The sequence below is a fragment of the Conexibacter sp. W3-3-2 genome (genome assembly GCF_009707605.1).
In the GTDB taxonomy this organism is placed as follows: Bacteria; Actinomycetota; Thermoleophilia; order Solirubrobacterales; family Solirubrobacteraceae; genus Paraconexibacter; species Paraconexibacter algicola.
Genome location: NZ_WLYW01000001.1, coordinates 3072820 through 3097970, shown reverse-complemented (window position 1 = coordinate 3097970; position 25151 = coordinate 3072820). Strand labels below are relative to the sequence as shown.

25 protein-coding genes and 1 tRNA gene are annotated in these 25151 nt (G+C 72.5%); 11 read left to right on the top strand and 15 right to left on the bottom strand.

What is annotated here, in order from left to right:
• Window positions 1-12 precede the first annotated feature (12 nt).
• Window positions 13-1530, bottom strand: a complete 1518-nt coding sequence (locus GKE82_RS15005) for an alkaline phosphatase family protein (protein WP_309233617.1) — start codon at window positions 1528-1530, stop codon at window positions 13-15.
• Window positions 1527-2108, bottom strand: coding sequence for a DUF4126 family protein (locus GKE82_RS15000; RefSeq protein WP_158276678.1), 582 nt, complete (start codon window positions 2106-2108; stop codon window positions 1527-1529). The genes GKE82_RS15005 and GKE82_RS15000 overlap by 4 nt, the downstream gene beginning before the upstream one ends.
• 28 nt (window positions 2109-2136) lie before the next feature.
• Between GKE82_RS15000 and GKE82_RS14995 the strand changes: the two genes are divergently transcribed.
• Window positions 2137-3591: a PLP-dependent aminotransferase family protein gene (locus tag GKE82_RS14995; protein WP_230316181.1), complete on the top strand. Its 1455-nt coding sequence runs from the start codon at window positions 2137-2139 to the stop codon at window positions 3589-3591.
• 5 nt (window positions 3592-3596) lie between these two features.
• Window positions 3597-4538 carry a D-alanine--D-alanine ligase gene (locus GKE82_RS27140; RefSeq protein ID WP_196189244.1) on the top strand — a complete coding sequence of 314 codons (942 nt, stop codon included), beginning with the start codon at window positions 3597-3599 and terminating at the stop codon, window positions 4536-4538.
• A gap of 28 nt (window positions 4539-4566) precedes the next feature.
• On the opposite strand, the gene GKE82_RS14985 is transcribed toward GKE82_RS27140, so the two are convergent.
• Window positions 4567-5046, bottom strand: a complete 480-nt coding sequence (locus GKE82_RS14985; protein WP_107567683.1) for a bifunctional nuclease family protein — start codon at window positions 5044-5046, stop codon at window positions 4567-4569.
• Between the two features lie 150 nt (window positions 5047-5196).
• Here GKE82_RS14985 and GKE82_RS14980 point away from each other — a divergent pair, with 150 nt between their 5' ends.
• Genes GKE82_RS14980 through GKE82_RS14970 form a run of 3 tightly spaced genes read left to right on the top strand, consistent with a single transcriptional unit; the run spans window position 5197 to window position 7593 of the window.
• Window positions 5197-6354 (top strand): ATP-binding protein, encoded by a 1158-nt coding sequence (locus GKE82_RS14980; protein WP_154733845.1) that lies wholly within the window; start codon window positions 5197-5199, stop codon window positions 6352-6354.
• Window positions 6351-6749: a response regulator transcription factor gene (locus GKE82_RS14975; protein WP_107567678.1), complete on the top strand. Its 399-nt coding sequence runs from the start codon at window positions 6351-6353 to the stop codon at window positions 6747-6749. The genes GKE82_RS14980 and GKE82_RS14975 overlap by 4 nt, the downstream gene beginning before the upstream one ends.
• A gap of 10 nt (window positions 6750-6759) precedes the next feature.
• Complete coding sequence (locus tag GKE82_RS14970) at window positions 6760-7593, top strand: SDR family oxidoreductase (RefSeq protein ID WP_107567677.1); 834 nt, start codon at window positions 6760-6762, stop codon at window positions 7591-7593.
• Here GKE82_RS14970 and GKE82_RS14965 read toward each other — a convergent pair.
• The 12 genes from GKE82_RS14965 to rpmH all read right to left on the bottom strand — a co-directional run bounded on the left by GKE82_RS14965 (window position 7590) and on the right by rpmH (window position 15438).
• Window positions 7590-7850: a hypothetical protein gene (locus GKE82_RS14965; protein ID WP_107567675.1), complete on the bottom strand. Its 261-nt coding sequence runs from the start codon at window positions 7848-7850 to the stop codon at window positions 7590-7592. The genes GKE82_RS14970 and GKE82_RS14965 overlap by 4 nt on opposite strands.
• Window positions 7851-7908: 58 nt before the next feature.
• Window positions 7909-9177 carry a glucosaminidase domain-containing protein gene (locus GKE82_RS30840; protein ID WP_154733844.1) on the bottom strand — a complete coding sequence of 423 codons (1269 nt, stop codon included), beginning with the start codon at window positions 9175-9177 and terminating at the stop codon, window positions 7909-7911.
• Window positions 9168-10088: a peptidoglycan DD-metalloendopeptidase family protein gene (locus tag GKE82_RS14955; protein ID WP_154733843.1), complete on the bottom strand. Its 921-nt coding sequence runs from the start codon at window positions 10086-10088 to the stop codon at window positions 9168-9170. The genes GKE82_RS30840 and GKE82_RS14955 overlap by 10 nt, the downstream gene beginning before the upstream one ends.
• Before the next feature lie 199 nt (window positions 10089-10287).
• Window positions 10288-10361, bottom strand: a tRNA-Ile gene (locus GKE82_RS14950).
• A 54-nt stretch (window positions 10362-10415) separates the two neighbouring features.
• Window positions 10416-11324, bottom strand: coding sequence for a ParB/RepB/Spo0J family partition protein (locus GKE82_RS14945; protein ID WP_309233616.1), 909 nt, complete (start codon window positions 11322-11324; stop codon window positions 10416-10418).
• Window positions 11317-12075: a ParA family protein gene (locus GKE82_RS14940; protein WP_107567670.1), complete on the bottom strand. Its 759-nt coding sequence runs from the start codon at window positions 12073-12075 to the stop codon at window positions 11317-11319. The genes GKE82_RS14945 and GKE82_RS14940 overlap by 8 nt, the downstream gene beginning before the upstream one ends.
• Before the next feature lie 91 nt (window positions 12076-12166).
• A complete protein-coding gene (gene rsmG / locus GKE82_RS14935; RefSeq protein WP_154733842.1) occupies window positions 12167-12877 on the bottom strand; it encodes a 16S rRNA (guanine(527)-N(7))-methyltransferase RsmG in 711 nt (236 codons plus the stop codon).
• A gap of 410 nt (window positions 12878-13287) precedes the next feature.
• Entirely contained in the window at window positions 13288-13770 is a 483-nt protein-coding gene (locus GKE82_RS14930; RefSeq protein ID WP_154733841.1) for a R3H domain-containing nucleic acid-binding protein, read from the bottom strand.
• Window positions 13767-14615: a YidC/Oxa1 family membrane protein insertase gene (locus GKE82_RS14925; protein WP_154733840.1), complete on the bottom strand. Its 849-nt coding sequence runs from the start codon at window positions 14613-14615 to the stop codon at window positions 13767-13769. The genes GKE82_RS14930 and GKE82_RS14925 overlap by 4 nt, the downstream gene beginning before the upstream one ends.
• A gap of 9 nt (window positions 14616-14624) precedes the next feature.
• The gene (gene yidD, locus GKE82_RS14920) at window positions 14625-14888 is read right to left on the bottom strand and encodes a membrane protein insertion efficiency factor YidD (RefSeq protein WP_107567666.1); all 264 of its coding nucleotides are present in this window, start codon (window positions 14886-14888) and stop codon (window positions 14625-14627) included.
• Window positions 14888-15298 (bottom strand): ribonuclease P protein component, encoded by a 411-nt coding sequence (gene rnpA / locus GKE82_RS14915; protein WP_107567665.1) that lies wholly within the window; start codon window positions 15296-15298, stop codon window positions 14888-14890. The genes yidD and rnpA overlap by 1 nt, the downstream gene beginning before the upstream one ends.
• A 5-nt stretch (window positions 15299-15303) precedes the next feature.
• Complete coding sequence (gene rpmH, locus GKE82_RS14910; RefSeq protein WP_107567664.1) at window positions 15304-15438, bottom strand: 50S ribosomal protein L34; 135 nt, start codon at window positions 15436-15438, stop codon at window positions 15304-15306.
• A gap of 305 nt (window positions 15439-15743) precedes the next feature.
• Between rpmH and dnaA the strand changes: the two genes are divergently transcribed.
• The 6 genes from dnaA to gyrA all read left to right on the top strand — a co-directional run bounded on the left by dnaA (window position 15744) and on the right by gyrA (window position 25146).
• The gene (dnaA, locus tag GKE82_RS14905; protein ID WP_154733838.1) at window positions 15744-17150 is read left to right on the top strand and encodes a chromosomal replication initiator protein DnaA; all 1407 of its coding nucleotides are present in this window, start codon (window positions 15744-15746) and stop codon (window positions 17148-17150) included.
• Window positions 17151-17274: 124 nt separating this feature from the next.
• Window positions 17275-18393, top strand: a complete 1119-nt coding sequence (gene dnaN / locus GKE82_RS14900; RefSeq protein WP_309233615.1) for a DNA polymerase III subunit beta — start codon at window positions 17275-17277, stop codon at window positions 18391-18393.
• Between the two features lie 5 nt (window positions 18394-18398).
• Window positions 18399-19505 (top strand): DNA replication/repair protein RecF, encoded by a 1107-nt coding sequence (gene recF / locus GKE82_RS14895; protein WP_154733837.1) that lies wholly within the window; start codon window positions 18399-18401, stop codon window positions 19503-19505.
• A complete protein-coding gene (locus tag GKE82_RS14890) occupies window positions 19502-19885 on the top strand; it encodes a DciA family protein (RefSeq protein ID WP_107567660.1) in 384 nt (127 codons plus the stop codon). Before recF ends, GKE82_RS14890 begins: the two co-directional genes overlap by 4 nt.
• Window positions 19886-20035: 150 nt before the next feature.
• On the top strand, window positions 20036-22537 hold the full coding sequence (gene gyrB / locus GKE82_RS14885; RefSeq protein ID WP_154733836.1) for a DNA topoisomerase (ATP-hydrolyzing) subunit B: 2502 nt from the start codon (window positions 20036-20038) through the stop codon (window positions 22535-22537).
• A 62-nt stretch (window positions 22538-22599) separates the two neighbouring features.
• Window positions 22600-25146 (top strand): DNA gyrase subunit A, encoded by a 2547-nt coding sequence (gene gyrA / locus GKE82_RS14880; RefSeq protein ID WP_154733835.1) that lies wholly within the window; start codon window positions 22600-22602, stop codon window positions 25144-25146.
• Window positions 25147-25151: the final 5 nt, after the last annotated feature.

Below are 25151 nucleotides of genomic sequence, written 5' to 3'. Positions count from 1 at the left end.
GCCCGCCGCGCCTCAGGGCTCGACGCCGAAGTGGCGCAGCGCCATCGGGGTGATGTCGGCGATCGACCAGCCCGACCAGCGCGATCCCGCGGCCGGACCCTCGGCCCGCTCCGGTGGCGGCTCGACGCCGCAGTAGATGAGCGCGCCGAGCGAGTCGTCGGCGTGCAGCGACCCGTGCGAGCCGGCGTCGACGTGGTCGCTGTCCCCCCAGTCGGGGAACTCGCGTCCGGCGGCGGCCGACAGCAGCAGGTCGCCGGAGGTCGCGCACGACAGCGCGGCCCAGATCCGCGCCAGCGCGTCCGGGTAGGCGTCGGAGGCGATCCGCCCGTCCTGCACGCGCAGCTCGAGCACGTCGAGGTCGCCCTCGACGATCCAGGACTCCCCGCGCGTGTCGCGCGGCCCGTCTCCGGGCGCGAAGCGCAGCTCGCCCGCCGGGACCGGGCCGCCGTTGCCGACGCCGCGCGCCACCGCGGCGGTCCCGTCGGAGGCCCGCCACATGACGACGTCGACCCCGTCGATCCCCCGCGCGGTCGCCACCAGGCGCGGCAGCAGCGTGGCGCGCGCCTCGGGCACCAGGCCGTAGACCATCGCGCTGCGTTGGGCCGGGCACAGCGCGATCTCCGCGCGGTCGGGCCGCGCCCCGTTGGCGGGCAGGACCGCGTAGTCGGCGAAGCCCTCGAAGAAGTCGATCCGCTTCTCGACCAGGGCGTGCGAGTGGTCGGCCACGACGATCACCGCGTGCTCGGCGAGGAACGCGTCGATCCCGCCTCCCGCGTGGACGAGCCGCTCCAGCTGCCGGTCGGCCTCGGCGATCGACGCGACCTGCGCGTCGGGACCGTGCTCGTGGGAGTGCGTGTCGTTGTCCGGCAGCGAGAACAGCATGAAGTCGCAGAGGTCGTGCTCGACGAGGTACGCCCCGACGCAGCCGGTGTGCTGGTCGCGCAGGCCGGGCATCCCCAGCCGCGACCAGCAGCCGGTCTCCCGGCTCGCGAACAGGTCGGCGTAGAACAGCTCCCGGGGGCCCTTGACCGGCTTGCGGATGACCGTCGTCGCGAGCCGGCTCATCGGCGACTCCTTCGACGGCTGGTGCTCGTGGCGGCCGCGGTAGAACAGGTAGGTCGTGCCGGCCGTGCGCACGCCCGCGTCGTCGAGCCGCTCGAACACGGTCGGCACGTCGGCCGGCAGGTGCTCGTGGTTCATCCGGTAGATGAGGTCGCCGAGCTGCTTGGCGATGCCGATCCGCCGGGCGGCGCCGAAGCTCGACCCGTACTCGACGTAGCGGCGCTCGTCGCGGTGGTACCAGTTCATCGAGGCGATGCGGTGGTCGTCCTGCCGGCGACCGGTCGCGATCGTCGCCGCGCAGCACGGCGTCACGCTCGGGAACGCCGCGCAGCAGTCGTCCACGTAGGTGCCGCGGTCGATGAGCGTCGCGAGCACCGGGGCGCGGCCGTCGGCGACCGCCTTCTCCAGCGCGCTCGGCTTGAGCCCGTCGATGACCGCGAGGACGAGCTTGCGCGGGCGCGCGCTCACTTCAGGATCCGCAGCCCCGCGTACTTCTCGCCCTCGCGACGGCGGCCCTGCAGGTACAGGTACCCGAGGCCGAGCACGCCGACGAGGCCCAGCGGCGGCAGCAGGATCGCCCCGCCCGCCAGGACGATCGCGGCGCCCTCCGCGTACAGCGGCAGCGTCGTGGCGGTCTGCGCGTCCAGTCGCGCGCTCGTGCGGGCGAGCAGGGCGCGGGCCGCGGCCCCGGCGATCAGCGCGGCGACGATGCCGCCGACGATGCCCGGCCACCAGGTCGCGAAGCGGTCGTCCAGGGAGCCCGCGAACAGCAGCGCGCCGAGACCGACCCCGACGCCGCTGAGCGCGGACTGGACGCGCACCCCGGGCACCATCCCGCGGAGCTGCACGACGAGCGCCGCGATCGCGAGCACCGCGAGCAGCGCCAGGAACCACGGCGCCTCGAGGAAGGCGAAGTCGGTGTCGTCGAAGTCGAGGCCGAGATCCGCGCTCGCGCACAGTCCCGCGACGAGCGCGGGAAGGAACGGTCGGAGTCCGGCGGCACCGGCGAGGCCGGCGCCCTGGAGGCTGTCGAGAAGGGCGCGCATGAGAGGGATCGCTACCGTTGGAGGCCGCATGACCATAGAGGAAGAAGGTCCGCGCCCCGGGCGCGGCGAACCGAAGGACATGCCCCACCGCATCGGCTCCGGCGCATCCGGCCGCCCGCCCCAGGGCTCGTCCTCGCGCGATCTGGAGCGCTACGCGGGCCTCTTCGCCCAGCGCACCAAGGCGATGAAGTCCTCCGCGATGCGGGACCTGATGGCGATCACCGAGCGGCCCGAGGTCATCTCGCTCGCCGGCGGCCTGGCCGACACCTCCACCTTCCCCGCCGAGGACTTCGCGCAGATCATGTCGATGGTCGCCGCGGAGGGCACCGCGCGGGCGCTGCAGTACGGGCCCACCGAGGGCATCGCCGAGCTGTCCGAGGCGATCGCCGAGGTCATGGCCGCCGAGGACACCCCGGTCGATCCCGGCGACGTGCTCGTCACCACCGGCGGCCAGCAGGTGATCGACCTCGTCTGCAAGACGCTCGTGGATCCTGGGGACGTCGTCATCGCCGAGGCGCCGACCTACCCGGGGGCGATCCCGACCTTCGCCGCCTACCAGGCCGACCTGCACCAGATCGAGATCGACGCCGACGGCATGCGGATCGACCTGCTCGAGGAGACGCTCGACGCGCTCGAGAAGCAGGGCCGCCGGCCGAAGTTCATCTACACGATCCCGAACTTCCAGAACCCCGGCGGCGCGACGATGTCGCTGGCCCGCCGCCGCCGGCTCGTCGACATCGCGCAGGAGCGCGAGCTGCTCGTACTGGAGGACAACCCCTACGGCGTCCTGCGCTACGAGGGGGACCCGCTGCCGACGCTGTACGCGCTGGACGGCGGGCAGTTCGTCATCTACCTCGGCACGTTCTCGAAGATCCTCTCCCCCGGTGCCCGGGTCGGCTGGGCCGCCGCGCCCCGCCCCGTGCTGCAGAAGCTCAACGTCGCGAAGGCGGGCACCGACCTGTGCTCCACGACGTTCGCGCAGCTGTTCGTCGCCACGTACTTCCGCACCGGTCGCTGGCCCGCCTACATCCAGCAGATCAAGGACCTGTACCGGCGCCGTCGCGACACGCTGCTGGACGCGCTCGCCACCGACTTCCCGGCGGACGCCACCTGGACGCATCCCGCCGGCGGCCTGTTCGTCTGGGCGACGCTGCCCGAGGGCCTGGACACCACCGACCTGCTCGCCAAGGCGCTGACGCGCAACGTCGCGTTCGTGCCCGGCCGGGCCGCGTACCTCGACGGGCGCGGCGAGCGGTCGATGCGCCTGAACTTCTCCGGGGTCGGCGAGGACGACCTGCAGGAGGGCGTGCGCCGCATCGGGGAGGTCGTCGCCGAGCAGCTGCACCTGCTCGACACGCTCACCGGCGGGCGCCGGTCGCGGCCCGCCCCGCCCGCGGCCGCGCCCGACCCGTCGCTGGCCGACGTGCTGCACCTGCCGCGACGCTCCGGCGAGGACGCCGCCCGCCGCGGCGAGCGGAGCTGAGCCGCGTGGGCCGGCCGAAGCTGTCGGTCGCGGTGCTCAAGGGCGGCCGCTCGCTGGAGCGCGGCGTCTCCCTGACCTCGGGCGCCCGTGTCGAGGACGCGCTGGAGCGCCGCGGCCACCGGGTCGTGGGCATCGACGTCGGGCACGACCTCGTCGCGCGGCTGCGCGCCGCCGATCCGGACGTCGCGTTCGTCGCGCTGCACGGCCGCGACGGCGAGGACGGCACCGTGCAGGAGCTGCTCGAGGTCCTCGGGATCCCATACACCGGCTCGGGCGTCAGCGCGTGCATCCGCTGCACCGACAAGGTGCTTGCCAAGCACGCGATGCGCGACGCCGGGATCCCGACACCCGACTTCCTGTCGTTCAACGAGACCGCGTTCAAGGAGCTCGGCGCGGCCGAGGCGCTCGGGGCGATCGAGGAGCGGCTCGGCTTCCCGCTCGTCGTCAAGCCGGCCGACCAGGGCTCGGCGCTGGGCATCAAGTTCGCGGCCGACGCGGCCGCCGTCCCCGGCGCGCTCGTCGCCGGCTTCTCCTACTCGACGAAGATCCTGCTCGAGCGGCACGTCACCGGCACCGATCTCGCCGTGTCGGTGCTCGGCGACGAGGCGCTCCCGGTCGTGCAGGCGATCCCCGCCGACGCCGGGGCCTACGACTTCGAGGCCCGGTACAACATCGGCAACACGACGTTCGTGTGCCCCGCCGACCTGCCCGCGGAGACCACGGCGCAGGCCCAGGAGCTCGCGCTGGCGGTCCACCGCCTGCTCGGCTGCCAAGGCTTCTCGCGCGTCGACCTCATGCGCGACGACGCGACCGGCGAGCTGACCGTGCTCGAGGCCAACGCGGTCCCCGGGCTGACCGAGACGTCGCTGATGCCGCTCGCCGCCGAGGCGGCCGGCATCGGCTTCGACGAGCTGATCGGCCGGATCGTCGGCCTCGCGCTCGACTGAGGCGCCCGGGGCGGGCGCCCGCGACGACCTACTCGCCGCCGAGGAAGTCCTCGGGGCTGACCTGGTCCAGGAAGTCCTTGAACCGGTCGACGACCTCCTCGGTGTCCTCGACCTCGTGCTCGAACTCGATCGCCGACTCGGCGATGACCTCGTCCGCGGCGAAGATGGGCGCACCGGAGCGCACCGCGAGCGCGAGCGCGTCGCTGGGGCGCGAGTCGATCTCGACCTCGCGACCACCGGCCGAGAGCGTGATCGACGCGAAGAACGTGTTGTCGCGCAGCTCGGTCACCTGGACCTTGGCGCACTTGACCTCGAGCTCGCCGAGCATGTCCACGAGCAGGTCGTGCGTCATCGGCCGCGGCGTCGTCGCGCCCTGCAGCTTCATGAGGATCGCGGCGGCCTCGGGGTGCCCGATCCAGATCGGCAGGAACTTGTTGCTGTCGACGGTCTTGAGCAGCACGATCGGCTGCTTGCCGACCATGTCGAAGCTCACGCCGTAGATGACCATTTCCTGCACAGACAGACTCCTCGGGGGTCCGGAAGGTGCCCTGGAGTATAGGCCCGACCTGTGTCCAGACCCCTGGCCGGGCGCGCCGGCTCCCTGCTAGCCTCGCGCGGGGACCATCGGCATCATCACGACCACGGGAACCCCTTCGCCATGCGTCGTCCCGAACCGGATCCGTCACCCGCCGCCCCGACCGTCCTGCCGGTCGAGCCGCAGACGCTCCTGCTCACGATGGTCCGCGCCGTCGGCGACGCGATCGTCATCGCCGACGAGACCGGAACGATCACGATGTGGACCGGCGCGGCCGAGCAGATCTTCGGCTGGCGGGCCGACGAGGCCGTCGGCCGACCCGTCACGACGATCGTCCCCGAGCGGCTGCGCGACGCGCACCATGCCGGTCTGCGACGGGTTGCGGACGGGGGCGAGCGACGCGTCGTCGGTCGGGGCCCGGTCGAGGTGATCGGCCTGCGCCGTGACGGCAGCGAGTTCCCCGTCGAGCTGACGCTGGCCAGCGACGTGCACGACGGCCGACGCTTCCACGCCGCGATCATGCGCGACGTCAGCGCCCGGCACGCCGCCGCGGGCGAGCTGCAGGCGGCCCTGCGCGAGCTCGAGCGCTCCAACGCGGAGCTCCAGCAGTTCGCGTCCGTCGCGTCGCACGACCTGCACGAGCCGCTGCGGATCGTCGACGGGTACCTCGGCCTGCTGCGGCGGCGCACCGCCGGGCAGCTCGACGACACGTCGGTCGAGTTCATCGACAACGCGGTCGGCGCGGTCGGCCGGATGCAGGCCCTGATCGACGACCTGCTGCGGTACGCACGCGCGGGCGCGGGGACCGCCGGGGGGGCGGAGGTCGACCTCGCCGAGGTGGCCGGGGAGGCGCTCGCCCGGATCGCCGCGAGCGTCGAGGCCGCGGGGGCCCACGTCGAGCTCGGGGAGCTGCCGGTCGTCCATGGGGACGCGTCGCTGCTGCGCCAGGTGCTCCAGAACCTGCTCGCCAACGCGGTGAAGTTCCGGCGCGAGGACCGGACCCCGCACGTGCGCGTCGGCGCCCGGCGACTCGACGACGCCTGGGAGATCTCCGTGGTCGACAACGGCATCGGCGTCGACGACGAGGCCGCCCGGCGGATCTTCGCGATGTTCGGGCGCGGCCGCGGCGCCGGGCGCGACCGGGCGGGCAGCGGCATCGGCCTGGCGCTGTGCAAGCGCGCCGTCGAGGCACACGGCGGCGTCATCCGGGTCCTGCACGCCCCCGACGGCGGCTCGGACTTCCGCTTCACGCTCCCCGACCACACGGAGACCCCGACATGACCGCGGGACCGCTGCGGATCGTGCTCTGCGACGACGTGCCCGAACTGCGCACGCTGATGCGCTTCGGCGTCGAGGAGGACGGGGACATGACCGTCGTCGGGGAGGCCGGGGAGGCCCAGGCGTGCGTCGAGCTCGTCGGGCGCGAGCAGCCCGACGGGATCCTGCTGGACCTGTCGATGCCCGGCATCGACGGGCTGCAGGCGATCCCGCTGCTGCGCGCCGCCGCCCCCGCGATGGTGATCGTCGTGTTCAGCGGCTTCTCGGCGGACCGGATGGAGGGCCTGACCCGCGAGGTCGGCGCCGACCGCTACGTCGAGAAGGGCGCGGACATGGAGACGGTCCGCGCCGCGCTCCGGGGCGCGGTCGCCGATCGGGCCGCCGCGCGCGGGGCGTAGGCTCCCGGCCATGGCCGAGCGCGTGTTCCTCATCACCGGGGCGTCCAGCGGGATCGGGGAGGCGACCGCGCGTCTGCTCGCCCGCGAGCCCGACGCCCGCGTCATCCTCGTCGCGCGGCGCGAGGAGCGGCTGCGCGCGCTGGCGGCGAGCATCGGGCCGGCGGCCTCCTGGATCGCGGCCGACCTCGTCGACGACGACGCGCCGGGACGGATCCGCGCGCACGTCGAGGAGCACCACGGCCGGCTCGACCTGCTGGTCAACAACGCGGGCGCCGCGTGGCGCGCGACGTTCGCGGACGGCGGCTACGCGAACGTGCGACGGACGATGGACCTGAACTTCGACGCGCAGCTGCGGCTCACCGAGGCGCTCCTGCCGCTGCTGCGCCGCTCCGCGCCCAGCGCGATCGTCAACGTGTCGAGCACGGCCGGCCGCGTGTCGCGCGCGGGCAGCGGCGCGTACAGCGCCTCGAAGTTCGCGCTGGCGGGCTGGTCCGACGCGCTCTACGCCGAGGAGCGCCTGCACGGCGTCCACGTCGGCCTGGTGCTCCCGGGCTTCGTGGCCACCGAGGGCTTCCCGGCCGAGGAGCTCGTCGCAAACCCGCGGACGCGCTGGCTCGTCTCCACGCCGGAGCGGGCCGCCGAGGCGATCCGCTCCGCGGGCCTGGGTCGGCGCCCCGAGCGGTACGTGCCGCGCGCCTACGGCATCGTCGCCGGGCTGCGCGCGGTGACCCCGTGGCTCGTGCGACGCGCGACGGCGGGCGGGGCCGCGTCGGTGCTCACCACCAGGACGGGCGCGGACGCGGCGGACGCTGCCGCGCGCGCGGGCGGCTCCGTGCCGCGCTAGCGCTCGGGCCGCTCGTCGGCCGCCCGGTCGCGCAGGACCTCGCGCTCGGCGGGCGTGAGTGGACGTTCGCGGTCCGCGGCCTCCCGCTGCTCCACGGCGGAGACGGACAGCTCCTCCTCCTCCGCGACCGCGCTGCGGGCACGGGCGTCGACGGCGGCCTCACGCTCGAGCGCGGTCGGCGTGCGCCGCGTCACGACCAGGACGGCTCCGACGGCGAGCGCCAGGAGCAGGACGACGACGAGGGCGACGGTGACCATGTCCGGCGGCTACCCGGGGCGGCGCACCACAATCGCCGCCCCGGGAAGCGCGCGGACCTCAGCGCACGTCGAACCGGTACAGGTTGTTCTGGTCCATCAGGCCGATGACCAGGGTGCTGTACTTCGGGTCGGTGGCGTATCCGGCCTTCTGGATCCGCCGGACGAACTCGCGCGAGTCGTCCTTGGCGCCGAACGCGGGCCGGTAGCGGCTGCTCTCCGACAGGAACTCCGCGTGGTCGACGAACGAGTCCGTCGCCGAGCGGTACAGGCGGAACGCGGCGACCACGTAGACGTCCTGGCCGTCGACGACCTCGCGGGTCTTGCGGAACACGCAGCCGACGGCCTCGTCACCCCAGCGGTAGCGGTCGCCGCCCTTGGACGCCGCCTTGATGCCGAAGTAGTTGTTGGCCCCGGCGGTGTGCTGGCCGTCCCCGGACTCGAGGATGCCCTGCCCGAGCGTGACCGCGGCGGGCACCTGGGTCCGCCGGTCGCTGCGCGACGCGTCGTCGCCGTACCAGTCGATGAACTGCCCGCGGTTGGCGGGGGCGCGCTCGAGCGGGAACGGCACGTCGGACGTGCACCGGCCCTCCTCGGCCTGTCCGGGCTTCGGTCCGCCGCCGGGCGACGGCGCCTGGTCCTCGGGCGGCTGCGCGGGCGTGCTCGGCGGGGCCGCGGCGCGACACGGGGGCGCGACGCGCCCATCGCTGCCGGTCGCCACGTAGCTGTCCGGGACGAAGCCCGTGGTCGGCGACGTGATGCGGTTCCACAGCGTCGAGGTGCCGAGCGTGCCGGCGACGGCCGGGCCCGTGGTCTGGCAGCTGATCCGCACGCGCGTGCCGGGCGCCAGGCGCGTGACCTCGCCGGCCGACAGGTTCGGGGCCCGGCGGACGATCAGGGGCAGCCGCTCGGTCGCGATGCGTCCGGGCTTCGTCGCGCCGGCCGAGACCTTCCGGCCGCACACGGGGGCGACGAGGTCGTCGCTGCCCGTGAACACGTAGGAGTCGGAGACGTAGCCGATGCCCTTGGCGGTCGCGATCTGGTCCCAGACGCGGGAGCGGCCGAAGCGCCCGTTCACGGCCGGACCGCTGGTCTGGCAGCGGATCGCGACCCGGGTCTCGGGCGCGAGGCGTGCGATGACCGCGCCCCGGCCCGGCTGCTTGCGGACGAGCAGCCGGTTGGGCGGGTTGGTCTTGGTGACGCCGGTGACGGCGCCTCCCCCGTCGGCGGGCGGACGGGAGGCCTGGGCCGCGGTGGGCACCGCGACCCCGAGGGTCGCGGTGGCCGCGGTGAGGAGGAGCGCGGTGCGGCGCACGGTGCTCACGGGCACGCGGGGGCGACGCGCCCGTCGCGCCCGGTGTAGACGTAGGTGTCGGTGATGTACGCGCCGCGGCCGCCGCCGAGGTCGACGAGGTCCCACAGGTTCGAGGTGCCGTACTTGCCGGTCACCGTCTGGCCGCGCTTCTGGCAGACGATGCGCACCGCGTCACCGTTCTTGAACTTGCGGACGACCGCCGCGCTGGTGCGCGCGTCCTTGCGCGCCGAGACGGGCAGGCCGTTGTCGGTGCGGACGGTCGCGCGGAAGCGCGTGCTGATCGACGGGAGCGCGACGCCGATGCCGCCCCCGCTCGGCGGGGCGGGCGTCGGGTTGGGCGTCGGGGTCGGGGTCGGCGTGGAGGGCCCCGGGGTGGACTTCGGGCAGTTGTCGCTCTTGTGGCTCACCGCGGAGCCGAAGCGGGCGTACTCAGGAGCGGTCCTGCCGTTGAACTGCGCCTTGACGACGGCGCCGGAGGAGGAGCGCTGCTCGTAGTGGAGGTGGGCGAGCAGGTTGTACTTGGCGCTCGAGTTGCCGAGGTGCCCGATGAGCTGGCCGCGCGAGACCTTGTCGCCGACCTTGACCTTGCGGTCGCGCAGGTGCGCGTAGAAGGTGCGGGTCCCGTCGCCGTGACGGATCTCGATCGCGTTGCCGTAGCCGACGTTGGAGGCCTTGGAGTAGTAGAGCGACTTCGTGACCGTGCCCGAGCCCGCGGCGACGATCTTCATGCCGAGGTCGGAGTCGCCGCCGCCGAGACCGTTGTAGTCGATGGCGTTCTGCGGGCTGTGCCCGGAGTAGGTCTTGCCGGTGAACTGGGCGCCGCAGGCGAACGGGAGGCGCAGGTCGGCCGCCTGGGCGGAGCCGGCGGCCACGCCGGTGAGGGTGACGGACGTGAGCAGGACGGCAGGGATCAGCGACCGACGCACGGGCGCTCCTTTCGGGATCTGGAGGATGGAGGTGCTGCGGCGGTCTGGCGTGCGCTGCCGGGAACCGCGTCGTGACGCGCAGTGAACTTCCCGCCGGGCCCGCGGAGTAGTCCTCCCTCACGGACTTCTCACGGTTGGGAAGTGGCACCCCGAGAACGACGAAAGCCCCGCGCGGGCGGGGCCTTCAAGTGCTGCGAGGTGGGCGATGATGGATTCGAACCATCGACCTCGTCCTTATCAGAGACGCGCTCTAACCGACTGAGCTAATCGCCCGGGGACGCGCAGTGTAGCGAGCCGCGCCGTGACGTGGCGACCGGCCGGAGCCGCTCAGCCGACCGACACGCCGAGGCGCTCCGCGAGCGCCAGCGCCTCGTCGGGCGAGTCGAACGTCAGTTCGACCCGATAGCCCGTGCCGCGGGGCTTGACCTTCAGGTCGGCGCCGAGCGCGGCGCCCAGCGCCGCGGCGATGTCCTCGGCGGCGGCGGCCTGGTCGGGGTGGATCGCCGCCCGTCCGCGCGTGGCGCTCCGCGCTCCTGCCGTGCCGGCCTGACGGGCCTGCTCCTCCAGCACGCGGACCGACCACCCCTGGTCGGCGGCGGCCCGGGCGAGGCGGCGACGGTCGGCGTGGTCCTCGGCCATGAGCAGCGCGCGGCCGTGGCCTTCGGTCAGCGCACCGCTCTCGAGCAGGTCGAGCGCCTCCTCGGGAAGGTCGAGCAGCCGCAGCAGGTTGGAGACGGCCACGCGGCTGCGGCCGATGCGCTTGCCGACGGCCTCCCGGGTGAGCCCGAGCTCCTCGACGAGACCGGCGACCGCGCGGGCCTCCTCGACGGGGTTGAGGTCCTGCCGGGCCATGTTCTCGATGAGCGCGTCCTCGAGGGTCGTGGCGTCGTCGCGCTCGCGGACGATCGCGGGGATCGCCGCGAGGCCCGCGATCTGCGCGGCCCGCCAGCGGCGCTCACCGGCGACGATCTCGTAGCCCTTCGCGCCGCCGGGCGCGGGCCGGACCAGCACCGGCTGCAGCACGCCGCGCTCCCCGAGCGAGTCGGCCAGCGCCTGGAGCGCCTCCTCGTCGAACCGCTTGCGCGGCTGGTTGGGGTTCGGGTGGACCTCGCCGACCGGCAGCTCGCGCAGCTCGTCACCCTCCGGGGCCGCCGCGCCGCCCGGTCCGGCGACGTCCTCGGCCGTGACCGAGAGGATCGCCGACAGCCCACGGCCCATGCCGCGCTTCTCAGCCACGGGCCGCGACCTCCTTGGCGAGCTCGAAGTACGCGTCCGCCCCGACGCAGTGCGGGTCGTAGTGGGTGACCGGGACCCCGTGGCTCGGCGACTCGCTGATGCGCACGTTGCGCGGGATGACGGTGTCGAAGACGAGGTCGGGGAAGTGCTTGCGCACGTCCTCCTCGACGTCGCGCGAGAGGCGCGTGCGGCCGTCGTGCATCGTCAGCAGCATCCCGGCGATGGTCAGGCGCGGGTTGAGCTGCTGCTGGACGAGCTGCAGCGTCTCGAGCAGGCCCGCCAGGCCCTCCAGCGCGTAGTACTCGGTCTGGACCGGGACGATCACCCGGTCGGCGGCGACCAACGCGTTGACGGTCAGGGGGCCCAGCGACGGCGGGCAGTCCAGGACGATGTAGGCGAAGCGGTCCTTGATCGGGGCGAGCGCGTCGCGCAGGTTGCCCTCGGAGCCGGCCTGGCGCGGCAGCTCCATCGTGGCCCCGGCGAGGTCCGGGCTCGCCGGCAGGACGTGCAGCCGCTCGATCGCGGACGGCACGATCGCCTCGTGCGCCGGCGCGTCGCCGGCGAGGACGTCGTAGACGTTCGGCTCGAGGTCCTTGGCGACCCCCAGCCCGACCGTCGCGTTGGCCTGCGGGTCGATGTCGACGAGGAGCGTCTCGTAGCCGGCCTCGGCGATGCAGGCCGAGACGTTGACGGCGGTGGTGGTCTTGCCCACCCCGCCCTTCTGGTTGGCGATCGCGTACACGGTGCCCATGCGACCCTCCACGGTAGCCGTCCGCGGGGTCGGGCCGGGCCGGAAAACCCGCTCGTAGCGACCTCCGGCGCGGCGAATCGGCACGAAGAGGTCAGGAAGTCGCCACGATCGGCCGCTTGCGCGCCATGCCGGGGCGCCGCGGGAATCGCGGCGGCGTGGGCGAGATCTTGCAGAACACGTGGAGATGACGGGCCTCGACCCCCGGCCACGGCCGGACCGCCCGGACCTCCACGAGCGCCATCCCGGTCGCCTCGGCGGCGGCCGCGCCGTCCGCCTCCTCGGCGGGATCGCGCTGCCCCTTCCAGGCACACAGGTGCCCTCCCTCCTGGAGCAGCGGCGCGGCGTACTCGACGAGCGCGGTGAGCGGCGCGAGCGCGCGCGCCGTGACGAGGTCGTGGACCCCGATGCCGTCCGGCCAGTCCTCCGCCCGACGGGCGACGGGCGCGGCGTTCGTGAGACCCATCGCCTCGGCGGTCCGGGCCATGAAGTCGCACTTCTTCCCGACGCTCTCGACGAGGCCGACGGTCGCCTCCGGCAGCGCGAGGGCCAGCACCAGCCCGGGGACGCCGGCACCGGCGCCGAGGTCCGCGATGCGGCGGGCCTCCCGGACCACCGGCACCTCCAGCGCCACCAGGCTGTCGGCAACGTGGACGTCGGCCCCCTCCCGCGGGGCCGTGACAGTCGTCGGCGCCTGGGGATCGGTGGCGAACCGCTCCAGCAGGAGGTCGAGCCGGGCGGCTGCCGCGATAGGCAGGTCGTGGACGAGGACGAGCTCTTCGAGACGGGGCAGCGCGACGGTCACGCCCGTGACGGTAGGGACGTTTCACGTGGAACGTCCTGCCGTCGGCTCGCCACGTGCTCGGCGACCGCGCCGGCCGTGCCCGGACCGCCGGCGTTCCCGGCACGGAGGGCTCCACGGAGCCGACCCCGCGACGCGCCATGGCACCCGGGCGGCCCGGACCTCGCCCTCGAGGGCCTCCCGCACGCTCGCGGCTGCCTCCATGTTTCACGTGGAACACCACCCCCCGGCGCTCGACGTTTCACGTGGAACGCCCGACGCGGGCAGCGCCACCGAACCCGCGTGGTGCAGCCACCCGCCCTCCCCGGGGCGGCGCGGCGAGGGCGAGGACGTTTCACGTGGAACGGTCCCGGAACGACGAACGCCCCGCGGTCGGGCGGGGCGTTCGGGTTCCAGCGGGCGTGCGCGGGTCGTCAGCTCTTGGCGGGTGCCACGACGAGGTGGCGTTCGGGCTCGCGGCCCTCGCTGTAGGTCTCCACGTCCCCGCGCTCGGCGAGGTAGTTGTGGACGAGCTTGCGCTCGCTCGCGGTCATCGGGTCCAGGGCCACCGGCCGCTCGTGTTCCAGCGCCTCGGCCGCGGCCTCGTCGGCCTGGCGCTCCAGCGCCTCCTGGCGGCGGGCGCGGTAGCCCTCCGCGTCGACGACCACGCGCCGGGGCTGGTCCTTCAGCGCCGCCAGCGTGCGGACCGCGAGGTGCTGCACCGCATCGATCGTCTGGCCGTGACGGCCGATGAACAGCCCGAGGTCCTCACCATGGAGCGTGCCCACGAGCGTCTCGCCGTCGGCATCCACGGCGACCTCGATCTCCGCGTCGAGGTCGAGTGCGTCGGCGACCTCCTCGAGCAGGTCGAGCAGTGCGTCCTGCTCGTCGGCGCCGGGCGGGGTTCGGTCGGTCACTTGCGGCGTCCCGTCTTCTTCTTCTTCTTGCGCGGCGGCGGCGGCGGGGCCGCGCCGGCAACCGATGTGCCGCCGGCCGCGACGGGCTGGACGGCGTTCGCCTCGGCCATCGCGGCACGGGTGTCCGGCGGCGGTCCGAGCGTGCGGCGCACGATCGCCTGCTGGCCGATCGTCCAGACGTTCGTGGTGATCCAGTAGACGATCAGGCCGGCCGGGAAGTTCAGGATGAAGATCACGAACACGAACGGCAGCGCCATCATGATCAGGCGCTGGTTGCGGTCCGCGGTCACCGACATCAGGAGGCTCGAGACGAGCTGCGAGCCGACGTACATGACGATCAGCGCGATGAGCACGCCACCCGTCGCCTTGTCGGTGATGTCCGGGATGAAGAGGAACTTCTCGTCTCCGGGCGTGCCGGTCGTCCAGGCGGCCGTGGCGAGGTCGCCACAGGCCTTGGCGGTCTGGCCGCAGATGTCCTGCCGCAGGTCCTTCTGCAGCATGTAGAAGAGCGAGAGGAAGACCGGCAGCTGGGCGACGACCGGGAGGCAGGAGCCGAAGGGATTGACCTTGTTCTCCTGGTAGAACTTCATCATCTCCTGGTTCAGACGCTGCTTGTCGTCCTTGTACTTGTTCTGCAGCTTCTTGATCTCGGGCGCCAGCACCTGCAGCGCCCGCATCGACTTGAACTGCTTGATGGTGAGCGGCAGCAGCAGCGCTCGGACGACGATCGTCAGGAAGACGATCGAGAACCCCCAGCCGAAGCCGATCGTGTCGTGGAAGAACAGGAGGACCTGTTCGAACACGTCGATCAGCGGCTGGAAGATGTTGGCCAGGACGAAGGTCATGGGGATCAGCTAGCTCGTTTGGGTCGGGCCGGGGTCCCGCGGCCGGAAGAGGCGCTGTGCGTGCACCGGGTCGAAGCCGCCGTGGCTCCAGGGGTTGCAGCGCAGGAGGCGCCACGCCCCGAGCACGAGACCGCGGAGTATGCCGTAGTCCTGAATGGCCTGCGCGGCGTAGGCGGAGCAGCTGGGCTCGTACTTGCACCGCTGCGGGAGCGCGGGCGAGATGGCCCGACGGTAGAACCGGATCGGCGCGGTGGCGATCCGGCGCGCGCGCATCAGTCCGTCGCCGGTCCGGCGGCCTTGCCGACCAGCTCGCCGAGCTCGCGGCGCATGCCGGCCAGGCCCTCGCGCTCGGCGAGCTCCCGGGCCTCTGGCCTCGCGACGACGACCACGTCGACCCCCGCCGGGAGGCGCTGCGACTCGGTCACGAACGCCTCGCGCAGCAGGCGCTTGACGAGGTTCCGGTCGACGGCTCCGCCGACCTTGCGGGAGACCGAGAGCCCGAGGCGCGGCTCGGCCTGCAGCTCCTCGCCCGCGGCCGGATCGGCGCCGCGCGGGAACGTGTACAGCACGAGATAGCGGCCGCCATGGGAGCGGCCGCTGCGAAAGACCCGATCGAACTCGGCGGAACGCGAGAGGCGACCGCGCTTGGAGCGCCGACCGCCGGATCCCGGCGTCTGCGCCACCGCGATCAGACGGTGAGCTTCTTGCGGCCCTTGTCGCGGCGGCGCTTGAGCACCGAACGACCGGCCTTCGTGCTCATACGCTCGCGAAAGCCGTGGGTGCGTGCGCGCTTGCGCTTCTTGGGCTGGTAGGTCCGCTTCATGGTGAGAGTCCCGCCGGGGTTGGACGACGGGCGAGGCAGTGTAGCGCGCTCACGCCGTCCGAGCCGTGCGGTAGGCCTGCGCACAGGCCGTGAACAGGACGTGCACACCGTGTGCAGATCCGATTCTGCCGCGTTTTGCGGGCTCCCTCCCGGACGGCACGCGAGCGCCTCCGACGGCTCCCAGGACCTCTGGTATGGTCGCCGCCCGGCCCGGCAGCACCTGATCCAGCCGCTCCGCAGGGCCGTCCTCGCCGCACCTCGCACCACCGCTTGCCGGGCTCCGCCCGGTGCCGCCGGACCCTGCCGTGACCCACGACCTCGACGACATCTGGAACCGCCTGCAGGCCGCCTTGCGCCAGGCCGTCCCGGACAGCACGTACGAGATCTGGATCACGCCGCTGCAGCCCGTCGGGTTCGACGGCGAGCTGCTCGCCCTGGAGGCCCCCGCCGGCATCCGCTCGCTCGTCGCCCAGCGGTTCGGGCGGCTGCTCGACACGACCGCCGCCGCGCTGCTCGGCCCGGAGGTCACCGTCGAGGTGCAGTCCTCCACGCCCGCGCGCGGGAAGCAGCCGGCGGGCCGCGGTCGCGGCACCGACGCCGGCGCCGATCGGGACCGTCGGCGCGCCGAGCGCACCGACGGCACCCGCGCCGTGGTCCCGCACGAGCCCCAGCCCGACCCCCTGAACCCGAAGCTCACCTTCGAGCAGTTCGTCATCGGCGACGCCAACCGCTTCGCGCACGCCGCGGCCCTCTCGGTCGCCGAGCTGCCCGGCCAGGCGTACAACCCGCTCTTCCTCTACGGGCCCCCGGGCGTCGGCAAGACCCACCTGCTGCACGCGATCGGCAACTACGTGCGGCGCTACGGGTCCGGGCTCACCGTCCGCTGCACGACCGTCGAGCGGTTCACCAACGAGTTCCTCGGCGCGCTGCACGGCGGGCACATCGACCGCTTCAAGGCGACCTACCGGCGCAACGACGTCCTGCTCATCGACGACGTCCAGTTCCTCGAGCAGAAGGCGAAGACCGAGGAGGAGTTCTTCCACACCTTCAACGCGCTCTACGACACCGGCAGCCAGCTCGTCCTGACCTCCGACCGTCTCCCGCGCGACCTCGACGCCCTGCACGACCGGCTGCGCGAGCGGTTCGAGGCCGGTCTCGTCGCCGACATCACCACGCCCGACCCCGCCACGCGGATGGGCGTGCTGCGCAAGCGCGCCCACCACGACGGCCTGACGCTGCCCGACGAGGGCGCGCTCGAGGTCATCGCGCAGCGCATCACCACGAACGTGCGGGCGCTCGAGGGCGCACTGATCCGCGTGGTCGCCTTCGCGTCGCTGGAGCGCGAGCCGATCACCGCCGATCTCGCGACCCGGGTGCTCGACACGCTCTACCCGCAGGCGCGCAAGACCGTGCGGATCGACATGGAGCAGATCCAGGACCTGGTGTGCGACGCCTTCAGCATCACGCGCGAGGAGCTGCTGGGCAGCGACCGCTCGGCGCGCGTCTCCTGGCCGCGGCAGCTCGCGATGTACCTCGCGCGCGAGCACACCGACGCCACCCTCCCGGCGATCGGCCGGTCCTTCGGCGGCAAGAACCACACGACGGTCATGTACGCGTGCCGCAAGACCGCCGAGCGCCTCGCGACCGACCCCGACGCGCTCGCCACGGTCGACGACCTCACCCGTCGCCTCCGAGCCGACCGGCAGGACTGACAGACTTCGCACGCCCCTGCGGGCCGACGTGTGCGCGAGTTCCCCGCACCGTGCGGCCATTTCGGTGCCTTCTCCACACGTCCACAGGCCTGATGACTCCTATCAGTGATACGAGGTTTCCATCGTGAAGCTGTCCACCACCAGCCGTGAGCTGCTCTCGCAGCTGCAGACGGTCACGCGCGTGGCCTCGAGCCGCAGCGCGGTCCAGGCCCTGTCCGGCGTCCAGCTCGCCGCCGCCGAGGGCGCGGTCGAACTGCGCGCCACCGACATGGAGGTCTCCCTCCGCGTGCCGCTGATCGCCACGGTCGAGCGCGACGGCACCGTCGTGCTGCCGGCGCGGCTGCTGCTCGACGTGGCCCGCCAGCTGCCGGACGGGCCGATGACGCTCGAGCTGCGGCAGGCCGAGCAGGACGTGGAGATCGTCTGCGGTCCGGCGCGCTTCCACATCCGCACGCTGCGCAACGAGGACTTCCCGACGCTGCCCACGCGCGCCGACGCCGCCGGCGACCAGGTCGTGACGATGCCCGCGGCCGCGTTCGTCGGGACGATCGGCAAGGTCGCCCGGTCGGCCTCGCGCGACGAGACGCGCCCGATCCTCACCGGCATCCTCGTCTCGGCCTCCGGCGACGAGCTGCGGATGGTCGCGACCGACTCCTACCGGCTGAGCGTCAAGGAGACGAAGCTCGAGGCGCCGATCGAGCAGGGCTTCGAGGCCAACGTGCCGGCGCGGGCGCTGCAGGAGCTCGAGCGGATCGTCCAGGGCGGCGACGCCTCGGAGATCCGGATCGGCCTGCGCGAGAACCAGGTGGTCTTCGAGGTCGGCGCGACCGTCCTGTCCTCGCGGCTGATCGACGGCCAGTTCCCGAACTACCGCCAGCTGCTCCCCGACACCTACGAGCACGAGCTGCACGTGCCGGGCGACGAGCTCGCCGGGGTCGTGCGGCGCATCAGCCTGATGGCGCAGAAGAACGCGCCGCTGCGCCTGGCCTTCCAGGAGGGCGAGCTGACCGTCTCGGCGCAGACCCCGGACGTCGGCGAGGCGAGCGAGCCGCTGCCGGTCCCGTTCACCGGGGAGCCGTTCGAGATCGGCTTCAACCCGGACTTCCTGCGCGACGGCCTGGAGAGCGTGGAGTCCGGCGACGTGGTGCTGAAGCTCATCAGCCCGCTGCGCCCGGGCCTGATCGAGGCCGGCGACGGCAGCGGGTTCCTCTACCTGATCATGCCGATCCGGCTGAACGTCTAGCCGCGATGGTCGTGACCCGCCTGCGGCTGCGGGGCTTCCGCACGCACGAGCGGGTCGAGGTGCGCCTGGGCCCGGGCCTCACCGTGGTCCACGGGCGCAACGGGATCGGCAAGACGAACCTCGTCGAGGGCCTGTACTTCGGCTGTACCGCGCGGTCCTGCCGGACCTCGAACGAGCGCGAGTGCGTGGCCTTCGACGCGGACGCGGCACGGGTCGAGGTCGACACCGTCGACCGTCATGGCGACGAGCACGCGCTGAGCGTCGGCTTCCAGCCGGGGGAGCCCAAGCGCATCCGCGTCGACGACGCGCTCGTGGAGCGCCTGGTCGACCACCCGGCCCGGCCGCTGGTCAGCGTGTTCCTGCCGGACCGCCTCGAGCTCGTCAAGGGCCCGCCGGCGCTGCGCCGCGCGCACCTGGATCAGGTCGTCAGCGCCCTGTGGCCGTCGCGCACCGCCACGCGCCGCTCCTACAAGCAGGCGCTCGCGCAGCGCAACGCGCTGCTCGGCCGCGTCCGCGCGGGGTACGTCGGTCGGGAGGCGATGGCGCCCTGGGACCTCGAGCTGGGCCGGCACGCGCTGGCGCTGTGCGCCGACCGGGCCGAGACGGTCGCGCTGCTGCAGCCCGGGTTCGTGCAGATCGCCGCCGAGCTGGGACTCGCGGGCGCGCCGGAGCTGCGCTACCGGCCGCGGACGAAGGCCGATAGCCCCGAGGGGTTCGCCGCGGAGCTCGCCGAGCGGCTCGACGGCGACCTGGAGCGCGGCTTCACCGGGCACGGGCCGCACCGCGACGACCTCGCGCTCCTGCGGGACGGCCGCGAGCTGCGGGTCTACGGCTCGCAGGGCGAGCAGCGGCTCGGCCTGCTGGCGCTGCTGCTGTGCGAGCGCGAGGCGCTCGAGGAGGTGCGGGGCGCCGCGCCGCTGATGGTGCTCGACGACGTCATGAGCGAGCTCGACGCCGACCGCCGCGGGCTGCTCGTGGCGCGGCTGCGCCGCGCCGGCCAGAGCGTCATCACCACGACGGACCTCGCGCACGTCCCCGGCGGCGGCGAGGCGGACGTCGTGCGGATCGCGGTGACCGAGGACGGCGTCCTCCAGGAGGCGCAGGCGGCATGAGCGGCCCGGGCCCCGAGCGCGACCCCGCCCCGGAGCTGCGGCGCCGTCGCGACCGTGCGCGCGGGCCCCGCCCGGCGGCCGGGTCGATCGCCCGGCTCGCGGACGCGCTCGCCCCGCAGACGCTGCTGGCCGACGTGCAGCGCGTCTGGCCGCAGGCCGTCGGCGCCGGCGTCGCGGAGCAGGCGGAGCCGACCGCGGCGCAGGGCGGGGTGGTCACGGTGACGTGCCGGTCGAGCGTCTGGGCGGCCGAGCTGGACCTCCTCGCGCCGACCCTGGTGGACCAGCTCAACGCCGCCCTCGGCGAGCCGCTGGTGACCGCGCTGCGCTGCCAGGCGGCGCCCGCGGTGCGCTGGGCGCGCGACGGCCGTCCGCAGCGCTGAGAGAAAGTGCTGTTTTGCAGCACTTTCGTGACGGAGAACGGTCCGGCCGCGTGGGGCTGCTGTGGTAGACTTACGTCAACCAGATCCCGCACCCCGGCCCGGAGTCGGCTGACTCGGTGACCGGGGTTTTTCGCGTACTGATGGAGCGGCATGGCTGACGAGGACGAGCAGGTGCAGGGCGAGCAGGCAGGCGACGGGGCGCAGGAGGCCGAGGCGGCCGCCCGGCGCGCCGAGGAGCAGGCCGCGCGCAAGGAGCGCCAGAAGGGCTCCGAGACCTACGGGGCGGCGGACATCACCGTCCTCGAGGGGCTCGAGGCGGTGCGCAAGCGGCCCGGCATGTACATCGGCTCGACCGGCGTCCGCGGCCTGCACCACCTCGTCTACGAGATCGTCGACAACTCCGTCGACGAGGCGCTCGCGGGCTTCGCCACGCGCGTCGACGTGACGATCCACCCGGACAACCGGGTGACCGTGTCCGACGACGGCCGCGGCATCCCCGTCGGCATGCACCCGAAGGAGAACAAGCCGGCCGTCGAGGTCGTGCTGACCGTCCTGCACGCCGGCGGCAAGTTCGGCGACGGCGGCGGCTACAAGGTCTCCGGCGGCCTGCACGGCGTCGGCTCCTCCGTCGTCAACGCGCTCTCGGAGCTGCTGCAGGTCGAGATCAAGACCGACGGCTACACGTGGTTCCAGGAGTTCGCGCGCGGCGCCAAGCAGATGGAGCTGCAGAAGGGCGAGCCGACGAAGGAGCACGGCACGTCGATCACGTTCGCGCCGGACCCCGACATCTTCGAGACGACCGAGTTCGACTTCCACACGCTCGAGCAGCGGCTGCGCGAGACCGCGTTCCTGACGCGCGGCCTGCGCATCACGATCACCGACGAGCGCGGCGAGGGCCACAAGGCCGATTTCCACTACGAGGGCGGCATCGAGGACTTCGTCAGCTACCTCAACTCCTCCAAGGAGGCGGCCCACGACAAGGTCGTCTTCTTCGACGGGGAGTCCGAGGAGGGCTACGTCGAGATCGCGATGCAGTGGAACACCTCCTACCAGGAGTCGGTGTTCAGCTTCGCGAACAACATCAACACGCACGAGGGCGGCTCGCACATGTCGGGCTTCCGCTCGGCGCTCACGCGCACGCTGAACCGCTACGCGCGCGAGAAGGGCCTGCTGAAGGAGAAGGACGTCAACCTCAGCGGCGAGGACGTCCGCGAGGGGCTCACCGCCGTCATCTCGGTGAAGCTCGGCGACCCGCAGTTCGAGGGGCAGACGAAGACGAAGCTCGGCAACCCCGGCATGGAGGGGTTCGTCGCGTCGGTCGTCAACGCGAAGCTCGCGGAGTTCTTCGAGGAGAACCCGCGCGTCGGCACCAGCGTCATCAAGAAGGCGATCCAGGCCGCCCAGGCCCGTGACGCGGCGCGCAAGGCCCGCGACCTGACGCGCCGCAAGAGCGCGCTGGAGAACTCCAAGCTGCCCGGCAAGCTCGCGGACTGCTCGGTGCGCGACCCCTCGCTGAGCGAGATCTTCGTGGTCGAGGGCGACTCCGCGGGCGGCTCCGCCAAGCAGGGCCGGGACCGCAACACGCAGGCGGTGCTGCCGCTGCGCGGCAAGATCCTCAACGTCGAGAAGGCGCGGATCGACAAGGTCCTCAAGAACAACGAGATCCAGGCGCTGATCACCGCGATCGGCACCGGCGTGCGCGACGAGTTCAACATCGAGGGCGCGCGGTACCACAAGATCATCCTCATGACGGACGCCGACGTCGACGGCGCGCACATCCGCACGCTCGTCCTGACGCTGCTGTTCCGCGAGATGCCGCAGCTCATCGAGGCCGGCTACGTCTACATCGCCAAGCCGCCGCTGTACAAGCTCAAGCAGGGCTCCAACGAGCGCTACATCGAGAAGGAGTCCGAGCTGGAGGAGGTCCTCCTCTCCGACAAGTTCGAGAAGCTCCAGATCGTCGACCGCGAGGGCAACGCGTTCAAGGTCACCGAGGCGCGGTGGCAGCGCTACACGCGGATGCTCAAGCAGTTCGAGGGCTGGGCCTCGACGCTGCGCGCCGCGCACGGCGCCGCGCTCGTCGGGTTCCTCGAGGAGGCCGGCGTCCTCGGCGCGCAGATCGCGAGCGCCGACGCCGCGGTCGCGCACTTCGCCGACGGGGCGACCGACGCCGACGCGGTGTCGGTCGAGCTCGTCGACCAGGACGGCGACGTGCTGACCGTCCGCGGGATCGAGAAGAAGACCGGCCTCGCGCAGACGCACCGCGTCCGCCGCTCGCTGTTCGACTCGCCGGAGTACCGCAGCTTCGTGAAGCTGCACGGCCAGATCGTCGAGCTCGTCGGCCTGCCGACGTTCACCGTGACGCTCGGCGACCGCAGCGAGGAGGCCACGACGTTCGAGGGGCTGCGCACCGCGGTGCTGTCCGTCGCGCAGCGCGGCGTGTCGCTCAGCCGCTTCAAGGGCCTGGGCGAGATGAACGCCGAGCAGCTGCGCACGACCACGATGGACCCGACGACCCGCACGCTCGCGCAGGTCTCGATCGAGGACGCGGCCGCGGCCGACCTCATCTTCTCCCAGCTGATGGGCGACGCGGTCGAGCACCGCAAGGCGTTCATCGAGGAGAACGCGCTCGCCGCGACCGTCGACGTCTGACGCTCGCGCGACGCGCCCACCGCAGGACATGACTGACCACGAAGGACGGAAGGTGACGCCCCATGGCGATTGACGTGCTGGACGGCGGGAACATCGAGCCCCGCGCGCTCGAGGAGGAGATGAAGAGCGCGTACCTCGACTACGCGATGTCCGTCATCGTCGGGCGCGCCCTGCCCGACGTGCGCGACGGGCTCAAGCCCGTCCACCGGCGCGTGCTGTTCGGCATGTCCGAGCTGGGCCTCGGACCGACGCGCGGCTACGCGAAGTGCGCCCGCATCGTCGGCGAGGTCATGGGCAACTACCACCCGCACGGCGACTCGTCGATCTACGACACGCTCGTGCGCATGGCGCAGGACTTCTCGCTGCGCTACCCGCTCGTCGACGGCCAGGGCAACTTCGGCTCGATCGACGACGACCCGGCGGCCGCCATGCGGTACACGGAGGCGCGGATGACGCGTCTCGCCGTCGAGATGCTGCGCGACATCGACATGGACACGGTCGACTTCGTGCCCAACTACGACGGGCGCACCCAGGAGCCGACCGTCCTGCCGTCGCGGTTCCCGAACCTGCTCGTCAACGGCTCCTCCGGCATCGCGGTCGGGATGGCGACGAACATCCCGCCGCACAACCTCGGCGAGGTCATCCGGGCGACGATGGCGTTCATCGACGATCCGGACATCACCGTCGACGGGCTGATGGAGCACGTCAAGGGCCCCGACTTCCCGACCGGCGGGATCATCATGGGCCTGCAGGGCATCCGCGACGCGTACGAGACCGGTCGCGGTCGCGTGCGCGTCCGCGCGCGCGTGAACACCGAGGACATCGGTCGCGGCAAGGAGGCGCTGATCGTCACCGAGCTGCCGTTCACGGTGAAGAAGGGCGGCGAGGGCGGCCTGATCACGAAGATCGCCGAGCTCGTGCACGAGAAGAAGCTCTCGGAGATCTCCGACATCCGCGACGAGACCGACCGCCGTGGCATGCGGCTCGTCATCGAGCTCAAGCGCGACGTGCTCCCGAAGGTCGCGCTGAACAAGCTCTACAAGCACACCGCGATGCAGTCGACGTTCGGCGTCAACACCGTCGCGCTCGTCGACGGCGTGCCCAAGACGCTGTCGCTGCGCGAGGTCATCCGCCACTACGTCGAGCACCAGCGCGACGTCATCGTCCGCCGCTGCAAGTTCGAGCTGGCCCAGCTCGAGGCCCGCATCCACGTCCTCGAGGGCCTGCTCATCGCCCTCGACAACCTCGACGCGGTGATCGAGCTGATCCGCCGGTCCAAGAACCGCGAGGAGGCGCGCACCGAGCTCGTCGGCCGCTTCAACCTGTCGGTCATCCAGGCGACCGCGATCCTCGACCTGCGCCTCTCGCAGCTGACCGCGCTCGAGACCGACGCGATCGTGCAGGAGCACGCCGACAAGACCGAGCGCGTGCGTGAGCTGCGCGAGATCCTCGGCGACGAGCAGAAGGTGCTCGACCTCATCAAGGAGGAGCTCGCCGAGATCCTCGACCGCTTCGGTGACGACCGCCGCACCCAGATCTCCCCGAGCGAGGACGACCTCGACATCGAGGACCTCATCCCCGACCAGCAGATGGTCATCACGCTGACGAAGAGCGGCTACATCAAGTCGCTGCCGCTGGCGACCTACCGCGCCCAGCAGCGCGGCGGCCGCGGCGTCACCGGGATGGACATGAAGGACGGGGACTTCATCGAGCACCTCTTCGTCTGCTCGTCCCACGACTACCTGCTGTTCTTCTCCAACCGCGGCAAGGTCTACCGGTCGAAGGTCTACGAGCTGCCCGAGGCGCAGCGCACCTCCAAGGGTCGTGCGCTCGTCAACGTCCTGCCGCTGCGCGAGGGCGAGCGGATCCAGTCGGTCGTCTCCACGCGCGACTTCAAGGAGACGCAGTTCCTGGTGTTCGCGACCCGTGCGGGCGTGATCAAGAAGACCGAGTTCCTCGCCTACAACACGCCGATCAAGGCCGACGGGATCATCGCGATCAAGATCCGGGACGAGGACGAGCTCGTCGCGGTCCGCCCGGTCGACCCCGGCGACGAGATCATCATGGTCTCCCGCGCGGGCCTGACCGTGCGCTTCTCGGAGTCCGACGCGCGCGCCATGGGCCGCGACACCGCCGGCGTGCGCGGCATGGACGCCGAGGAGGTCATCGCCATGGACGTCGCACGCGACGACATGGAGCTGCTCGTCGTGACCGAGAACGGCTACGGCAAGCGCACGAAGATCGACCAGTACCGCAAGACCTCCCGCGGCGCCAAGGGCGTCAAGACGATCGGCCTCACCGACGCGAAGGGCGGCCTCGCCGGCGCGCTCGTCGTGCGCCCGCACCAGGAGCTCGTCTTCATCTCCGAGGGCGGCATGGTGCAGCGCACCGGCGTCAAGGGCATCTCCCAGCAGGGCCGGGCGGCGACCGGCGTGCGCGTGATGAACCCCAAGGACGACGACCGCGTCTCGGCCGTCGCGCTCGTGGTCGAGGGCAACGGCGCCCAGGAGGACGGGGCGCTCGAGCCGATCGAGGGCATCGACGCGGCGATGGGCACGGAGCCCGGATCCGAACCGGCGGGTGGCGACGCGCCCGCTGAGGAGGCCTGAGCGGG